This window comes from Aliiroseovarius sp. ABM4_368, from assembly GCF_056161205.1.
On the sequence record NZ_JBSWYR010000002.1, the window covers coordinates 666,504 to 682,713 of the forward strand.

Sequence of the window (16,210 nt, forward strand, 5' to 3'; positions counted from 1 at the left end):
TATCGCATTCAACTCAAGCTGGAACTACATTGGACTACTATCTTTCAAGAATTGCCTTTGTCTCGGTCGCGCTGTTCACTTTGATTTTTCTCGCGGGCTTTCTGTCCATCGGACTTATTTCTAAGCACGGAATGGACGCAGAAGCTGCAAAAGCTAGAGACCCAGATTTCAATGTGCCGGGTATGCGTCTGCGCAATGTTGCGTTGGCCATAGGAGTCTTCGCTATGGCGTACCTGCTCTATTTCGGTACCATCGACGGCTATTTTTATGGCTTGGTCAGCGTTGCCGTTTTTCCTGCGATCCTAGCGATGTCGCGGGCCATGAACGCGATTGGTGTCTATTCATTTGCGACAGTCTCAGATTGGCATCGCATTCGAAGAAAGGCGTTCCTGCAGGCGATACTGGTGATCGCCTTCGTGTATGCCTTGGATTACATATTGAAGCTGATGGGATTGAATGGTTTGGGGTGATGACGAGTGCCTCACCCTTCCCGCACCTCATTCAACTCCATATGCCCCTCTGATCGGCTAAACACACGGCGGCGCATCGGCTCGAAAAACTCCAAGGGCTTCGTTGGATAATCCGGGTCGAACGCGTTCTGGTCATACTCGTGGCAGAACCTCACGCAGGCACCGTAGTGCGCGCGTGTCTTCATTGGTGGCTGTCTTGAAACTTGTCCAGCATGGCGGCCCCCCTTTTTAGGGAAGCCTAGCACGGCTTTTCCGCCATGCTGGTCATTATGCGACGTCGCGATCAGGCGGTGTGATTAACCACTGCGACGTGTTGGGCGAGTTCGTTCACGTGACCCATCCATGTCTCGATCATCTCGGGATCGGCGGTGGCTGCGGTGACGCCAGAGGGGGCTTTGCCGTCAAGGATCATGTCGATGGCGAGCGATACAGGTGTCGAAACCAACCGCGCCATCGCGGTGCCGCGCGCGTCGCCCCATGCGTCCATCACATAGGTTTTGTGATAGGCGTCGGCGCCGTCTTTCTGGGCTTTCAGGGCGACACACATGATCACGCGGTCGGGCTCGCCTTCGTCGTAGGAGTTTTCGTCCCAGAACTGGTCGGACATCTCTTTCAGGCGGGCGTCACCGGCGTCTCCTTCCAGCGTTTCAACTTCGGCAAATACATCGCTCCACGCGTCCGCCCAGCCGTTCAGGCGCAGGGTGCCGCGCACGAAGAGGTCGACGTCCCACGCGGGGTCGAACTTGTAGTCTTCCATGAACGGGATCGAGTCGCGATTTGGGTAGACCTCGAAGGTCTCAGACGTGGGCAGCGGGGCGTCATAGCTGCTGATCGCGTCCCATGGGCGGGCCACGTCGAAAGGCTTGCCATCCTTGATGGATTTCGAGGGCGAACGCAGGGCTTTCAACACGCCCAAAGGCGACCAGCTGAACTTATATCGGAACGGGTTCGGGATCTTCGGAACACCGCCGCAATAGGAAATGAAGCTCAGCTTGTTGGATGCGTCATAAGCGTCCGAGGCGCGGTAATCCGCGACCAGCCAATGTGCCATCAAGTGGTCAATACCTGGGTCCAACCCGATCTCGTTCACGCAGGCCAGCCCGGCGTCTTTGAACGCGCCATCCAGCGCTTTCATTTCCGGCGCGATATAGCTGGAGGATACGAAATGCGCGCCATTCTCAAGGCAGAGCTCGGCGACGGGGACGTGGAGGTCACCGGGCAGCATAGACACAGCGATGTCGCCGGGTTTCAGGGCGTCGGCCAGAGCGTCCAGCGAAAACGCACGGATATCGTCGGTCAGATCGCCCACGGCTTCTTGTGCCTTATCGACGGTCCGGTTCCAGACGGTCACGTCTCGCCCGTTTTCGATCAGGCGACGTAGGCCGGGGATGGCCGACAGGCCGGTGCCACACCAGTGGATTGTCATAACAGGGCTCCTTTTCAGCCGAATTTCAACTTGGCGATGATGATCATCCCGACCAACGCGATGGCGATAGCGTTCGCCACGACCATGGGCCACGCGGCCAGCATAACGCCATAGATCAGCCACAGCGTGACCGACAGCAGCACCAGAAGATTGGTCGACAGCGACAGGTCTTTGGTCTGCCGTGTGCGCCATGTGCGGATGGTTTGCGGAAGCCAGCAAATAGTGCTGACGATGCCTGCAACGGTGCCGATCAACGTTTCCATCAGATGTCTTTCATGTGGGTGCGGAAGGTGTCTTCCGCTCGGCCCCAGACGCCCGATTTCAGGTCGGTCAGGGTTTTGAGCGAGGGCAAAAGCTGCCCGGCATAATCAATCGAGCTTTCCAAGGGCAGCATCGAGGGCAGGTTGTCGATGGCCATCACATCCAGCACGGGATCATCTGCCACGCGAAGGGCGGGGGCGTCCCAGCTGGTGGCTTTGTCATAGACCGGGACCGGGTTGTAGTCGCTGTCCGGGTCGCAGGCCACGTCGCCAATCGCAGTTAGTTTTCGGTCGACTGTCAGGGCGTCTTTGGGGACAAAAACCGGGGTTTGTGGGCCTGCAAGGATGCAATTGATGAACAGGTCGTGGTCCAGAATCTCTGGGAACGGGCCACCATTAGCGGTTTCGGCCATGTCCCATTTGGTGACGGTGACGCCCATCGCTTCCATAAGGTCGGATGCACCCGTCCCAACGCGACCAAGTGCGCCGATCACGATGGCGTTGGGGCGGGGGGTGCTGGTGGCGTCCAGTTCCGCGCGCAGCTCGTCCATCATGGCGTCTTTGTTCTTGTAGGCGCCAACTGGGCCACAAAGCTTGCCATGCTGTTGGGCAGCCCAGCTTTTCAGCGTCACAGCCGCGCCAGCAAACCCGGCCCAGTACCCAAACGCCGCAACGCGACGCCCCGTTTCATCCACCAGATATTCGAGGTCATAAAGCGTCCCGCCGCCTGCCTTGAAGCGCTCCAGTAACGCACGGCCTGAGTGCTGCCCCTTGAAGGCGTGGCCGAACATTATGTGGCGATGAGGCAGGGGGGTGCCGTCCTCGGGCAGTTCTTTCAGGCCGAAGATGATCGCGTCCAGCGGCGCATTGGGCCAGCTGTTCTCGGCCGCGACTTCGCACCCTGCATCCTTGTAGCCCTCGATGCCAATGGCACGGACCGAGCTTTCTTCGACCGTTACGCGGATGCCCGCTTTGATGAGTTCAGCAGCGCCTTCCGGCGTCAGGCCAACCCGGTCTTCATTTTCACGTTGCTCGGCACGGACCCAAAGATGTGTCATGTCGCCCCCTAGATATATGTCTGTGCGTGATGGCGATCTTGCGGGGCAAGATGCGGCACGGCGTTAAATTCGGTCATAGTCAGACTTTGCCCAACCGGGTGCACTCGGTGCACCGAGCTGTTGCGGATCGACAGCATTAATCGTGTGAAGGTGCCTGTATCCAGCCCCATTGTCACACGCATTGCCATGCCGATCACCCCGCCGGATGTAAAGACAGCGGCACGCCCATCTCCGGGTGCGACCTCGTGAATGAAGTCATCGACACGGGATTGGAAGTCGTGGAAGGTTTCAAAATCCCCGATCAGCCTACCTTCTTGCCATGCCGAAAATACCAGCGGCATATGCGCGATAAATTCGTCCCGGCTTGCCGGCCGAGGGATGTCATATTCGGCGTGAAACGCGTCTGAAATCTCATAATAGGGAAATTCGTTCAAACGTTCGTCGATGACCACACCGTCGGCACCAAATTCCTGTGCGGTTTGCTGTTGGCGGTTCAAGCTTCCCGAATATACACGGCGAAACTCTTCGCCATGAGAGCGCATATACTCGCCCAGCCAGCGGGCTTGCTGCCGACCAAGATCAGAAAGGCGGTCATAGCTTGCCTCGTCCTGAGCTGCCGTATTGGCTTGTCCGTGCCGGATCAGGGTGATGGTGGTCATGAAGTTTCCTTTCGGCTCATTGCTAGACCTTTGCGCTACGATCTGGAAGGGGGGCTGGCGCAAAAACGATGCCTTGCGTCGGGAATGGCGAACTGACGTGATGAAAGCCATGGTTTATACTGTTTCTTGAATGACGGAGGAACGGATGACCGACGGTATCAAATTCACCCTTGATGGGCGCGAAGTTGTCGCCCGCGACGGCGAAAGCATCTGGGATGTGGCCAAGCGCGAAGGCACGCTGATCCCACATCTGTGTCATAAGGATGTGCCGAACCTGCGCGCCGATGGAAACTGCCGCGCCTGTGTGGTCGAGATTGAAGGCGAGCGCACGCTGGCGGCTTCGTGCATCCGTGAACCCGCCGAGGGCATGGTGGTCACCACCGACAATGCCCGGGCCAAATCCGCGCGCAAGATGGTGATCGAGCTTCTGGTCGCCGATCAGCCCGAAGAACGCCACGACGAGGCCGCGCATTTCTGGGATATGGCCGATCTGAACGGGGTTGAACAAAGCCGCTTTCCGAAGATGGACGAAGGCCGTGTGCCGCTGCTGGATGACAGCCATGTCGCGATGAGCGTCAATCTGGACGCCTGTATTTCCTGTAACCTCTGCGTCCGTGCTTGTCGTGAAGTGCAGGTGAATGACGTGATCGGCATGGCCGGCCGTGGCCACGATGCGTTCCCGACTTTTGACATCGACGATCCCATGGGCGCGTCGACCTGTGTGGCTTGTGGCGAATGTGTGCAGGCCTGCCCGACGGGTGCATTGATGCCTGCCGATGTTAAGAACACTTCGGATTTCGACAAAGAGGTCGAAAGCATCTGCCCGTTCTGCGGTGTTGGCTGTCAGGTCAGCCTGAAAGTCAAAGGCGATAAGGTAGTCTATGCCGAGGGCATCAACGGTCCGGCAAACGAAGGTCGGCTGTGTGTGAAGGGCCGCTTTGGCTTTGACTACATCAACCACCCGCATCGCCTGACCAAGCCGCTGATCCGGAAGGAAGGTGCCGAGAAAGGCATGAATGTGGACCCGGCCAACCCGCTGACCCATTTCCGCGAAGCGACCTGGGACGAGGCGCTGGACGTGGCCGCGAAAGGCCTTATGAAGCTGCGTGATGAGCATGGCGGCGAGGCTGTCGCCGGTTTCGGTTCGGCCAAGTGCACCAACGAAGAAGCCTATCTGTTTCAGAAGTTCATTCGTCAGGGATTTACTCACAACAACGTCGATCACTGTACCCGTCTGTGCCACGCGTCATCGGTTGTGGCCCTGTTGGAAAACGTAGGTTCGGGTGCTGTAACCGCGACGTTTAATGAAATCGAGAACGCCGATGTGGCGATCGTCATCGGGTCTAACCCGGTTGAAAACCACCCGGTTGCCGCGACCTATTTCAAACAGTTCACCCAGCGCGGTGGCAAGTTGATCGTGATGGATCCGCGCGGCGTTGGCATGGGGCGTTTTGCGACGCACCGCCTACAGTTCAAGCCCGGCGCGGACGTCTCGATGCTGAACGCCATCATGCATGTGATCGCCGAGGAGGGTCTGCAAGACGACGCCTATATCGCCGAGCACACCGAGAACTGGGAGGCGATGCGCGAACATCTGAAAGCTTTCACGCCGGAAGCGATGGAGCCGATTTGTGGCATCCCGGCGGACGAGCTGCGCGCTGCTGCCCGCACCTTCGCAAACGGCAAGAACGGCATGATCTTCTGGGGCATGGGCATCAGCCAGCACGTGCACGGCACCGACAACTCGCGTTGCCTGATCGCGCTTGCCTTGATGACTGGCAATGTGGGTCGTCCGGGCACGGGGCTGCACCCGCTGCGCGGTCAGAACAACGTTCAGGGCGCGTCCGATGCAGGCCTGATCCCAATGTTCTATCCCGACTACAAGTCGGTGAAAGATGAAAGCGTTCAAGCGCTCTATCGCGACGTTTGGGGCGTCGACGAGCTGAACCCGAACCCCGGCCTGACCGTGGTCGAGATCATGGATGCCGTCTATGATCGCAAGATCAAGGGTATGTATATTCTGGGCGAAAACCCGGCCATGTCTGACCCGGATGTGAACCACGTGCGTGAAGCGCTACGCCGGATGGAATTCCTTGTCAGCCAAGATATCTTCCTGACCGAAACCGCAGGTTATGCCGACGTGGTTCTGCCTGCTGCGGCGCTGGCTGAAAAGACCGGCACGACCTCTAACACCAACCGTCAGGTGCAGATGTGCCGCCCTGCCGTTCCCGCGCCCGGTGAGGCAATGGAAGACTGGCAGATCACGACCGAGCTGGCCAAGCGCATGGGCATGGGCTGGACATATAACCACCCCAGCCAGATCTATGCCGAGATGGAGCTGGTGATGCCGTCGCTGGCCAATATCTCGTGGGACCGGTTAGAGAACCAGAATGCCGTGACCTATCCGTCGCTGTCACCTGAAGATCCCGGACAAGCCGTTGTGTTCGGTGATAAATTCCCGCGGGAAAGCGGGCGTGCCCGTTTTGCGCCTGCCTCGATCATTCCACCGGATGAAGTGCCAGATGACGAATTCCCGATGGTACTGACGACGGGCCGGCAACTTGAACACTGGCACACAGGGTCAATGACTCGCCGCGCCACCATTCTGGATGCGATCGAACCCGAGGCGAACTGTTCCATGAACCCTAAAACACTGCGCGACATGGGTGTAGAGCCGGGGGATATGATCCGTTTGACCACCCGTCGTGGCACGATCGACGTAATGGCGCGGGCGGATTACGCGGTGGCCGAGAACATGGTTTTCCTGCCCTTCGCCTATGTCGAAGCGGCGGCGAACATCCTGACCAACCCGGCATTGGATCCCTTTGGAAAAATCGCCGAAATGAAGTTCTGCGCTGTGAAGGTCGAAGTGCCAAGTCAGATCGCAGCGGAGTAATTGGCTTTACAGACCACAAAGAAAGGGCGCCCCATTCGGCGCCCTTTTTCTTGTCTTAAGTATCCTGGGGTGGCGTCGAATCTCAGATTTGGCGCAGGGGCAACGCCCCTCAGGCTCACGAAGTAAGCCACCGAACATCTAGCGTTCGTTCTGCATCCACGCGTCGATCGCGTTGATTTGGTCTGCATCCAGCAAAAGCCCCAGTTTCGAACGCCGCCAGATCACGTCTTCGGCCCGTTGGGCATATTCCTTATCCATCAACCAGCGCAGTTCGGCTTCGGTTAGGGTCGCGCCGAAGTCTTGGCCCAGATCGGTCAGAGACTTTGCAGTGCCCAGAATGTCCCGCGCCTCGGTCCCATAGGCGCGGACCAGCCGTTTGGCATGGCGCGGTGTAAGGAACGGGAAGTCTTGCTGAACTTGTGCCACCAGGGCGTCAAAACCATCCACGGGGAAGTCCCCGCCGGGTAAGGGCACACCTGCGGTCCAGTTTTCTGACAGCGGCCCAAGCTCGGCCTCGATCTTTTTCAGTGCAGATTCGGCAAGTCGGCGGTAGGTTGTGATCTTGCCGCCGAAGATGTTCAATACCGGCATGCCCTGCACCTTATCAGTACGCAGCACATAGTCGCGTGTTGCCGCTGCGGCCGAGCCATCCCCGTCGTTAAACAATGGCCGTACACCGGAATAGGTCCAGACCACGTCTTCCGCAGTAATCGGGTCTTTGATGTAGTTGTTGATAAAGGCGATCAGATAATCGCGTTCTTCATCGCTACATTCGGGCGTCGAATCCGGGTCATCGTGATCCGCGTCAGTTGTGCCAATCAAGGTGAAGTCGGTTTCATAGGGGATTGCGAAAATGATGCGCCCATCCTGTCCCTGAAAGAAATAGCATTTGTCGTGATCAAACAGACGTTTCGTGACGATGTGGCTGCCGCGCACCAGACGGATATTGGCTTGGGCATTGCTGCCTATGGTTTGTCCCAAGGTCTCGGCGATCCACGGTCCCGCGGCATTCACCAGCATACGCGCGGTCACTTGCCGCGTGGTGCCGGTGTTTGTGTCCGTTAGGGTTACGTTCCACCCTTCGCCTTGTGCTTCGGCCTTGGTTGCTTTGTGGCGCGGATTGATTTCGGCTCCTCGCGCTTCGGCGTCGCGGGCGTTCAGGGCGACAAGGCGTGCGTCCTCGACCCAGCAATCTGAATACTCAAATGCAGTTTCGAACATTGGGTTCAGGGGCGTGCCCTCCGGGCTGTTCTTTAGGTCAACCTTTGCCGTGCCGGGCAGAATCTCTCGCCCGCCCAGATTGTCGTACAGAAACAAACCAAACCGCACCAGCCAGCCGGGGCGACGGCCTTTCATCCACGGCATCACTGTGTTCAACAGGCGCGACGTGGGGGTTGAGCTCTCGAACCGCATTGAGTGGTGATAGGGCAGCACGAACCGCATCGGCCACGAGATATGCGGCATGGCACGCAGCAGGGTTTCTCGCTCTTTCAAGGCCTCGCGGACCAGACGGACCTCGAAATACTCAAGATAGCGCAGCCCACCGTGAAACAGCTTGGTCGAAGCAGACGAAGTTGCGCCGCCAATATCCCCCATTTCGGCCAAGCAAACGGACAGTCCGCGCCCTGCCGCGTCGCGCGCGATGCCGCAGCCGTTAATACCGCCGCCAATGATCAGAAGGTCGAAGTCGCTTTGCATGTCTGCCCCATGGGTGAGTCGCATTTGTGCAGACCATGCGCGCATTTGGTGAAATAAGGAAGGTGTGAATGTTCGTTTATGTTCGTATATTGCGGAAAAGTGATTGTGGCGCTGGATTTTCCCCGTGAACCCGGGTCATATGACGTGAAAACGAACATGAGGGGCGAGATGAGCACCACCTTGCGCAAATCCGAGATCATCAATGTCGCCCGCCGCGAAGGCAAAGTGACGGTCGAGCGGCTGGTGGATCTGTTCGGCGTCACCCCTCAGACCATCCGCCGCGACTTGACCGAACTGTCGGATGAGGGCGCGCTGGATCGGGTGCATGGGGGCGCGGTGCTGCCCTCGTCCACCGCGAACATCGGTTATGACGCGCGGAGGCAATTGAACCAATCGGCCAAGGTCGACATTGCGCGCGCCTGTGCGCGACAGATTCCGAATGACTGCTGCATCTTTTTGAATATCGGCACCACCACCGAGGCGGTGGCACAGGAACTTTTGCACCATAAGGGCCTGTTGGTGGTCACGAACAACATCAACATCGCGGTGATCCTGTCGGCAAACCCGGACGTACAGGTGATCGTCTCGGGCGGTAGCTTGCGCCGCGCCGATGGCGGGTTAGTGGGCGAGCTGGCCACCGACCTGATCCGCCGTTTCCGTTTTGATATCTCGGTCATCGGCTGTTCGGCCTTGAACGAGGCCGGAGATATTCTGGATTTTGACCTGCACGAGGTCAGCGTCAGCCAAGCCATCATGGCGCAAAGCGACAAGGTCTGGCTGGTGGCCGATCACAGCAAGTTTGACCGTAAGGCACCTGTGCGGATCGGGTCACTGGCGGATGTGGATGTGATCTTTACCGATCAAGCCTTGTCTGACAGTTGCACCGACCTGTGCACGTCAAAGGGTATCGAAGTTACGCTGGTTTAGCCCCAGCGCACATCCCCCAGAAAGATATACCCCGCGCCATAGATCGTCTTGATCAGGCGCGGGTTTTTTGGGTCCTCGCGCAGCTTCGTGCGCAGGCGCGAGATGCGGACGTCCATTGCGCGGTCGAAGCTTTCGCCTGCCATGCCACCCAGCGTTTCCTGCATTTGCGCGCGGGAAATCAGGCGTTTGGGGGCATCAACGAACAGGCGCAGAACCTCGCCTTCGGCATGTGAAAATGTGGTCTCTTCGCCTGCTTCGTCTTCCAAAACATAGCGATCGAAATGCGCAGTCCAGCCGTTGAAGTAGGCGGTGTTCTGGGCAGTGGTGCCCGGCTTCTGGTCGCGCAGACGGGCGCGGACGCGGGCCACGACCTCGGCCGGTTCAAAGGGTTTGACGATATAATCATCGGCCCCAAGCTCCAGCCCGGTGACCCGATCTTGCACCATTGAACGGCCCGAGATGATGATGATCGACGCGCCGCTTTCCAGCGCCAGACGGTGCACCAAAGTCAGCCCGTCACGGTCCGGCAGGCCCAGATCCACAAGGCATACATCGGGTGACATAGTGTTCAGTGCAGCCTCGAATTCCGTCGCGCGGGCGAAGGCAGCGGTGCGAAAGCCAGCCTCTTCCAGCGCATGAGACAACATGCGGCGGATTTCGGGTTCGTCATCCAGAATGGCGATCATGTGTTGGGTCACGATGGAACCTCTTGCGACAGGAATGTGGCCAGCTCGCCGGTGGTGAACGGCTTGGGCAGGACAGGGAAGGCAACGTTTTTGCGTTTCGGATCGTCGGGCGGCAGAGACGTCATCAGCAACATTGGCACATTGACCCCGGATTGGGCCAACGCGTCCAGAAACTCGGGGCCCGTCTGCGCGCCTTCCAGTATAACGTCTGACAGGATCAGGCCCAGCCCTTCGATGCCGGTCAGGCCCAAGGCTTCTTCGGCGGACGAGGCCTCGATCACCTGATGACCCATACTGATCAGCATTTCACGCACGGATATGCGGATGTCGTCGCTGTCTTCCACCAGCAGGACAAGGCGCGGGGAAATGGGTTGCGCGGGGATGCGCAAGGGTAGGCGCATGGATACGACGGCGCCGCCGGTTTCCGAACTGTTGAAAATCTTGACCTGCCCACCTGCGACCTTGGTTTGGTCATAGACCATGGACAGGCCCAGCCCCGATCCTTCGCCGCCTTTGGTGGTGAAAAACGGGTCGAGCGCGTGCTCCAATGCCTCTGGCGAAAAACCCGGCCCGTTGTCGGTCACGCGAAACTCGATCCAGGTTTCGCGGATCGGGCGGGCGGTCAGATGGATGTCTCCTCCGCTGCTGCCAAGAGCGTGGGTGGCGTTGATAATCAGGTTTAGAAGCCCATCCTGTACCGCGCCCGCATCAAGAACGACGCGCTTGTCCAGTTCGCAGACCTCAACTTTCAGACGGATGTTCTGGGGCAGGGTAGGACCAGCAAGGCTTTCCAACCCTTTCAGCATTTCTGGGATGTGCACCGGCTCCATATGCACGTCGCGACGGCCCGAGATCGTGGCGATCCGTTCCAGCAGTTTGCCCCCACGACGGACCGCAGCATTTGTGGATTGCACCAGTTCTTGTGCTTCGTCGCCGATGGACAATTGTGCCAAGCGGCTTTGCAGCCCCATAATGATGGTCAAAAGGTTCGAGAAGTCATGCGCAACGCCGGATGTCAGCTGTGCTGCCAGCTCGCGTTTGCGGGTCTGGGCGAGCGCGGCGCGGGACTGGGCTTCTTCCGTTACATCCATCGACAGGATGTAGACGCCGGTGATCCGATCCTCGCCCCGGTCGGGGGTCAAGGCCACACGAATCCGGCGGCCCGATGTTTCGTGCGTGAACTCGAACACGCTGCTTTCGCCGTCGAACGCACGGATGAAGTAAGGACCGATCCGGGCAAATGCCTCGTCCCCCAAAGCCTCGCTGGCATGGAGGCCCATAAGGTCGGTGGGGCGGCCCGGAATGACTTTGCCCAGACGTCGGTTCGAAAATGTATACTGCAGATTGCGGTCAATGCGTGCGATATGGGCGGGCATCATTTCAGCCGTCAGGCGGGTGCGGCTTTCCATCAAAGTCAACTGTCGCTTGGTTTCTTCCAGGGCGGTGTTGGCGGATGCCAGTGCGCGGTTCGTTTGTGCCAGTTCCTCGGTATAATTCAGAACCTGATCCGACAGCTCCTCGGATCGGGCACGAAGAAGCGATTCCTGCCGTTTGATCGGCGTGATGTCGGTATAGACGGTGACCCAGCCCCCCTGCGGAAGCGGGTGCCCTTCGACCGAGATCACGCTGCCATTGGCGCGCGTGCGCTCCATGTAATGCGGTTGAAAGTCCAGCGCTTGATCAACGCGGGACTTCACGAATTCGTCGATATCGCCAACGGCGCCATAGTCTCCGCGTTCAGCCAGATGGCGGATTGTGTCGGAAAACGAGGCTCCGGGTTGGGCAAGGTGGTCAGGCAGGTCGAACATGTCCTGAAACTGCCGATTGCCGATGACCAGTGTCAGGCGTCGATCATAGATGGAAAGCGCCTGCTGAATCAGGTTCAGCCCGGCTTGGGTCAACGTGGCTGTTTCTGAAGATTGTAGCGGCACCGGGTCCCCCTCCTGCCTCTATCGCTAGCACCGGAAGTGCCAAGGTAAAAGTGGAATGAGGCCTGCTGAAAGGATTCATCTGGTCCTGTAACAATTCGATAGAATTGGGAAAAAGTGCCGAAACCTTTGACCGCGAGATTTTTTTCGTCAGGGTTGTCGAACAGGATTCGTTTGGCGACCGGGAACGTCGACCGATCGACGGTGGGAGGAAAATTTGGCACAGGATCAAGTCGCTTCAGGCGCTTTTGCTTCCATTCCAGCGCTTCTGGCGCGGAATGTGAGGGAATATGGAGATCGCCCGGCTTACCGGGAGAAAGAGTTTGGGATTTGGCAAAGCTGGACCTGGGCAGAGGCGGCTGAAGAAATTCAGAACCTTGCCATGGGTCTTTTGGCTTTGGGGATCAACCGTGGGGATCATGTGGCCATCATCGGCCGCAACCGTCCGGCCCACTATTGGGCGATGGTTGCAGCGCAAAAAGTAGGGGCCGTTCCGGTGCCGCTTTATCAAGATGCGGTCGTGGATGAGATGGAATACGTGCTGGAGCACTGCGGCGCACGTTTCGTGGTCTGCGGCGATCAGGAGCAAGTCGACAAAGTGATCGAGGTGCAGGACAAGATCCACCACATCGAACACGTGCTCTACTATGACAAGCGTGGCCTGCGGAAATACGACCACAGCCACCTGCATTGGTATGTCGACATTCAGGAAGAAGGCCGCGTGGCCCATGCCCGTCTTGAAGACGAGATGGCCGCCCGCGAAGCCGAGCTGGAGTACGATAGCACCTGTGTAATGCTCTATACCTCGGGCACCACCGGTCGTCCAAAAGGTGTGGTTCTGTCGAACCGCAACATCATCGAAAGCGCGAAGAACTCGTCCGAGTTCGACAATCTGGGTGTGAACGAAGACATTCTGGCTTATCTGCCGATGGCATGGGTGGGTGACTTCATCTTCTCGCTGGGTCAGGCCATGTGGACTGGTTTCTGCGTGAACTGCCCGGAAAGCGCCGACACGCTGATGTCCGACTTGCGTGAGATCGGGCCGACCTATTACTTTGCCCCGCCGCGTGTTTTTGAGACGCAGTTGACCAACGTGATGATCCGTATGGAAGACAGTGGCGATCTGAAATATGCCATTTTCCATCACTTCATGGACTTCGCAAAAGGCGGCGCTGGCGAAAAGCATGGCATGCCCAAGCGCAAAGTGACGACCCAGAAGAAAACTCTGGAACAGAAAATCCGTCACGGCTTCAACTATGCGATGGGGATCGGCTTTGCGGCTGAAACCATCATCGAAAACGGTATCCGTCTGGCCTTTGCCAAGCTGCGTCACGGCAAGAACGTGCGCAAGCATTTCAAAGCCAAGGATCCGATTGGCCTGAAGCTGTATCGCGGCAATCTGCAGGAATACTTCAAGTATCGCTGTGGTGATGTGCTGGTTTACGGTCCGCTGAAAGACACGCTGGGCTTTGGCCGCATTCGTGTAGGCTATACCGCTGGTGAAGCGATTGGTCCTGAAATCTTCGCGTTCTATCGCTCGATGGGGATCAACCTGAAACAGCTTTACGGCCAGACCGAAGCGACCGTGTTCATAACCGTGCAGCCGGATGGCGAAGTGCGCAACGACACGGTTGGTGTGCCTGCGCCGGGTGTCGAAGTGCGCATCGAAGACAATGGCGAGATCTTCTATCGCTCGCCGGGCACCTTTGTTGAGTACTACAACAACCCCGAAAGCACCAAGGACACCAAGGATCCCGAAGGTTGGGTTGCAACTGGTGACGCTGGTTTCTTTGACAAGAAAAACGGCCATCTGCGCATCATCGACCGCGCCAAGGACGTTGGTAAAATGGCCGATGGCCGGATGTTCGCACCCAAATATGTCGAGAATAAACTGAAGTTCTATCCGGATATTCTTGAGGCAGTTGTTTTCGGCAATGACCGCAACATGTGTACGGCCTTCATCAACATCGACCTGACCGCGGTAGGCAACTGGGCTGAACGCAACAACGTGGCCTATGCCTCGTATCAGGAACTGGCTGGTCACCCGGAAGTGGTGTCGACCATTCAAGAACACGTTGAAACGGTCAACAAGTCGGTTGCTGAAGACGAGATGCTGTCCGGCTGTCAAATTCACCGCTTCCTGATCCTGCACAAGGAACTGGATGCAGATGACGGCGAGATGACCCGCACCCGTAAAGTGCGTCGCAAGATCGTGGAAGAGAAATACGCTCCGCTGATCGACGCGCTCTATGGCGGCAAGTCCGAGCAATATATCGAAACTGAAGTGACCTATGAAGACGGTCGCAAAGGGTCGATCAACGCCACCCTGGAAATCCGCGATGCGGCTGTGGTGGGCAATGCACAGGGGATGGCGGCAGAATGACGACCGATATGAACGCCGACAGCTACGTCACCGAAGACGGGCGCACCATTGGCCCCGTTGTCATGGACCTTAAGAACATCACGCTGCGCTTTGGCGGTGTGGTTGCGATCAAGGACATCAGCTTTGACATCCGCGAAGGCGAGATCCGCGCGATCATCGGCCCGAACGGTGCTGGTAAGTCCTCGATGCTGAACGTCATCTCAGGGTTCTACAAACCCCAAGAAGGCGAGGTCTGGTTCCGCGGGTCGAAACGCCCTCAGATGCGTCCCTATCAGGTTGCGCGTCAGGGTCTAGCCCGGACCTTCCAGAACATCGCGCTGTTCGACGGTATGACCGTTCTGGACAACATCATGACCGGCCGCCTGAACAAGATGTACACCAACCTGTTTCAGCAGGCCATCTGGAAAGGCAAAGCCGAAAAGGAAGAGCTGGAGAACCGCGAAGCGTGCGAGAAAGTCATCGACTTTCTTGAAATTCAGCACATCCGCAAAACGCCTGTTGGGCGCCTGCCTTATGGTCTGAAAAAGCGTGTTGAACTGGCACGTGCTTTAGCCGCTGAACCGTCGCTGCTTCTGCTTGACGAGCCAATGGCCGGCATGAACGTCGAGGAAAAAGAGGACATGTCCCGCTTCATCCTCGACATGAATGACGAGTTCGGCACCACCATCGCCCTGATCGAGCACGACATGGGCGTTGTTATGGACCTGTCCGACCGCGTGGTGGTCATGGACTATGGCAAGAAAATTGGGGACGGCACACCCGACGAGGTGCGCAACAACCAGGATGTGATCGACGCCTATCTCGGCGTGTCGCACGACTAAGGGGGGAGACTATGCCTGAATATCTACTCTTTGCGATGGAAGTCACCCTGAACGGCCTGATGGCCGGGGTACTTTACGCACTCGTCGCGCTGGGCTTCGTCTTGATCTTTAAGGCGTCCGGTATCTTTAACTTTGCCCAAGGTATGTTGGTGGTGTTCGCCGCTATGACCTTGGTGGGCGTGCAGCAGGGGCAAATTCCCTTTGCACACCTGATCAACACGATCTTCGGCACGAAAATCCACCACTTCGGATGGACGGTGCCTACAATTCTCGCGATTATCGCGGCAGGCGCCATGATGGTGTTTGTTGCTTGGATCATCGAGAAGTACATCCTTCAACACCTGATCGGTCAGCCGGACATCATCCTGTTCATGGCCACGATCGGCATGTGGTACTTTATGCACGGTTTCGCGCCGCTGATGTGGGGGTCCGAGGTGATGAAGCTGGACGTGGGTCTGGCGCAAGGTATCAATGAAACGATTGATACAACCACCTATAACTGGTTCGGCTATGGCTTCTTTATCGACAACCTCGATATCGTTGCGGCTATTGTTGCAGCCCTTCTGGTGACCGCGCTGGTTCTGTTCTCGCAATACACCAAGCAAGGCCGCGCCCTGCGTGCAGTGGCTGATGATCACTCGGCGGCTTTGTCGGTCGGAATCTCGCTGCGCTTCATCTGGGTGCTGGTCTGGTCGATCGCTGGTTTTGTGGCGCTGGTTGCCGGGGTCATGTGGGGCTCGAAATCGGGCGTTCAGATCTCGCTGGCTGAAGTAGCACTGAAAGCACTTCCGGTTCTGATGCTGGGTGGCTTCACCTCGATCCCGGGCGCCATTATCGGCGGCCTGATCATCGGTGTGGGCGAGCAGCTCTTTGAATTTGCCGTCGGTCCCCTTGTGGGCGGCGCAACCCAAGCCTGGTTCGCCTATGTGCTGGCACTTGTCTTCCTCATCTTCCGCCCGCAGGGGCTGTTTGGTGAGAAAATCATCGAAAGGGTCTGA

13 protein-coding genes are annotated in these 16,210 nt (G+C 57.8%); 6 read left to right on the plus strand and 7 right to left on the minus strand.

What is annotated here, in order from left to right; genetic code table 11:
- Window positions 1-29: 29 nt before the first annotated feature.
- Window positions 30-470, plus strand: coding sequence for a hypothetical protein (locus ACXAH3_RS09180; RefSeq protein ID WP_474861773.1), 441 nt, complete (start codon window positions 30-32; stop codon window positions 468-470).
- Between the two features lie 283 nt (window positions 471-753).
- Here ACXAH3_RS09180 and ACXAH3_RS09185 read toward each other — a convergent pair whose 3' ends face one another.
- Genes ACXAH3_RS09185 through ACXAH3_RS09200 form a run of 4 tightly spaced genes read right to left on the minus strand, consistent with a single transcriptional unit; the run spans window position 754 to window position 3,873 of the window.
- Complete coding sequence (locus ACXAH3_RS09185; RefSeq protein WP_474861774.1) at window positions 754-1,896, minus strand: saccharopine dehydrogenase family protein; 1,143 nt, start codon at window positions 1,894-1,896, stop codon at window positions 754-756.
- A 14-nt stretch (window positions 1,897-1,910) separates the two neighbouring features.
- Entirely contained in the window at window positions 1,911-2,159 is a 249-nt protein-coding gene (locus ACXAH3_RS09190) for a SemiSWEET family sugar transporter (protein ID WP_474861775.1), read from the minus strand.
- Window positions 2,159-3,214, minus strand: coding sequence for a saccharopine dehydrogenase (locus ACXAH3_RS09195; RefSeq protein WP_474861776.1), 1,056 nt, complete (start codon window positions 3,212-3,214; stop codon window positions 2,159-2,161). The genes ACXAH3_RS09190 and ACXAH3_RS09195 overlap by 1 nt, the downstream gene beginning before the upstream one ends.
- 8 nt (window positions 3,215-3,222) lie before the next feature.
- Window positions 3,223-3,873, minus strand: coding sequence for a histidine phosphatase family protein (locus tag ACXAH3_RS09200; protein WP_474861777.1), 651 nt, complete (start codon window positions 3,871-3,873; stop codon window positions 3,223-3,225).
- Between the two features lie 145 nt (window positions 3,874-4,018).
- Between ACXAH3_RS09200 and fdhF the strand changes: the two genes are divergently transcribed.
- Entirely contained in the window at window positions 4,019-6,769 is a 2,751-nt protein-coding gene (gene fdhF / locus ACXAH3_RS09205; protein ID WP_474861779.1) for a formate dehydrogenase subunit alpha, read from the plus strand.
- Window positions 6,770-6,907: 138 nt separating this feature from the next.
- Here the strand turns inward: fdhF and glpD are convergent, their stop codons facing one another.
- Window positions 6,908-8,467 carry a glycerol-3-phosphate dehydrogenase gene (gene glpD / locus ACXAH3_RS09210; protein WP_474861780.1) on the minus strand — a complete coding sequence of 520 codons (1,560 nt, stop codon included), beginning with the start codon at window positions 8,465-8,467 and terminating at the stop codon, window positions 6,908-6,910.
- A gap of 168 nt (window positions 8,468-8,635) precedes the next feature.
- Between glpD and ACXAH3_RS09215 the strand changes: the two genes are divergently transcribed.
- Window positions 8,636-9,394 (plus strand): DeoR/GlpR family DNA-binding transcription regulator, encoded by a 759-nt coding sequence (locus tag ACXAH3_RS09215; protein WP_474861781.1) that lies wholly within the window; start codon window positions 8,636-8,638, stop codon window positions 9,392-9,394.
- Here ACXAH3_RS09215 and ACXAH3_RS09220 read toward each other — a convergent pair.
- Both ACXAH3_RS09220 and ACXAH3_RS09225 read right to left on the minus strand, forming a co-directional pair.
- Entirely contained in the window at window positions 9,391-10,080 is a 690-nt protein-coding gene (locus ACXAH3_RS09220; protein WP_474861818.1) for a response regulator transcription factor, read from the minus strand. The genes ACXAH3_RS09215 and ACXAH3_RS09220 overlap by 4 nt on opposite strands.
- A gap of 8 nt (window positions 10,081-10,088) precedes the next feature.
- Window positions 10,089-12,011, minus strand: coding sequence for a hybrid sensor histidine kinase/response regulator (locus tag ACXAH3_RS09225; RefSeq protein WP_474861782.1), 1,923 nt, complete (start codon window positions 12,009-12,011; stop codon window positions 10,089-10,091).
- Window positions 12,012-12,225: 214 nt separating this feature from the next.
- On the opposite strand from ACXAH3_RS09225, the gene ACXAH3_RS09230 reads away from it, so the two are divergent.
- The 3 genes from ACXAH3_RS09230 to ACXAH3_RS09240 are packed head-to-tail and all read left to right on the plus strand — an operon-like array spanning window position 12,226 to window position 16,210.
- A complete protein-coding gene (locus ACXAH3_RS09230) occupies window positions 12,226-14,391 on the plus strand; it encodes an AMP-binding protein (protein ID WP_474861783.1) in 2,166 nt (721 codons plus the stop codon).
- Window positions 14,388-15,212, plus strand: coding sequence for an ABC transporter ATP-binding protein (locus ACXAH3_RS09235; protein ID WP_474861784.1), 825 nt, complete (start codon window positions 14,388-14,390; stop codon window positions 15,210-15,212). The genes ACXAH3_RS09230 and ACXAH3_RS09235 overlap by 4 nt, the downstream gene beginning before the upstream one ends.
- An 11-nt stretch (window positions 15,213-15,223) precedes the next feature.
- Window positions 15,224-16,210 carry a branched-chain amino acid ABC transporter permease gene (locus ACXAH3_RS09240; protein ID WP_474861785.1) on the plus strand — a complete coding sequence of 329 codons (987 nt, stop codon included), beginning with the start codon at window positions 15,224-15,226 and terminating at the stop codon, window positions 16,208-16,210.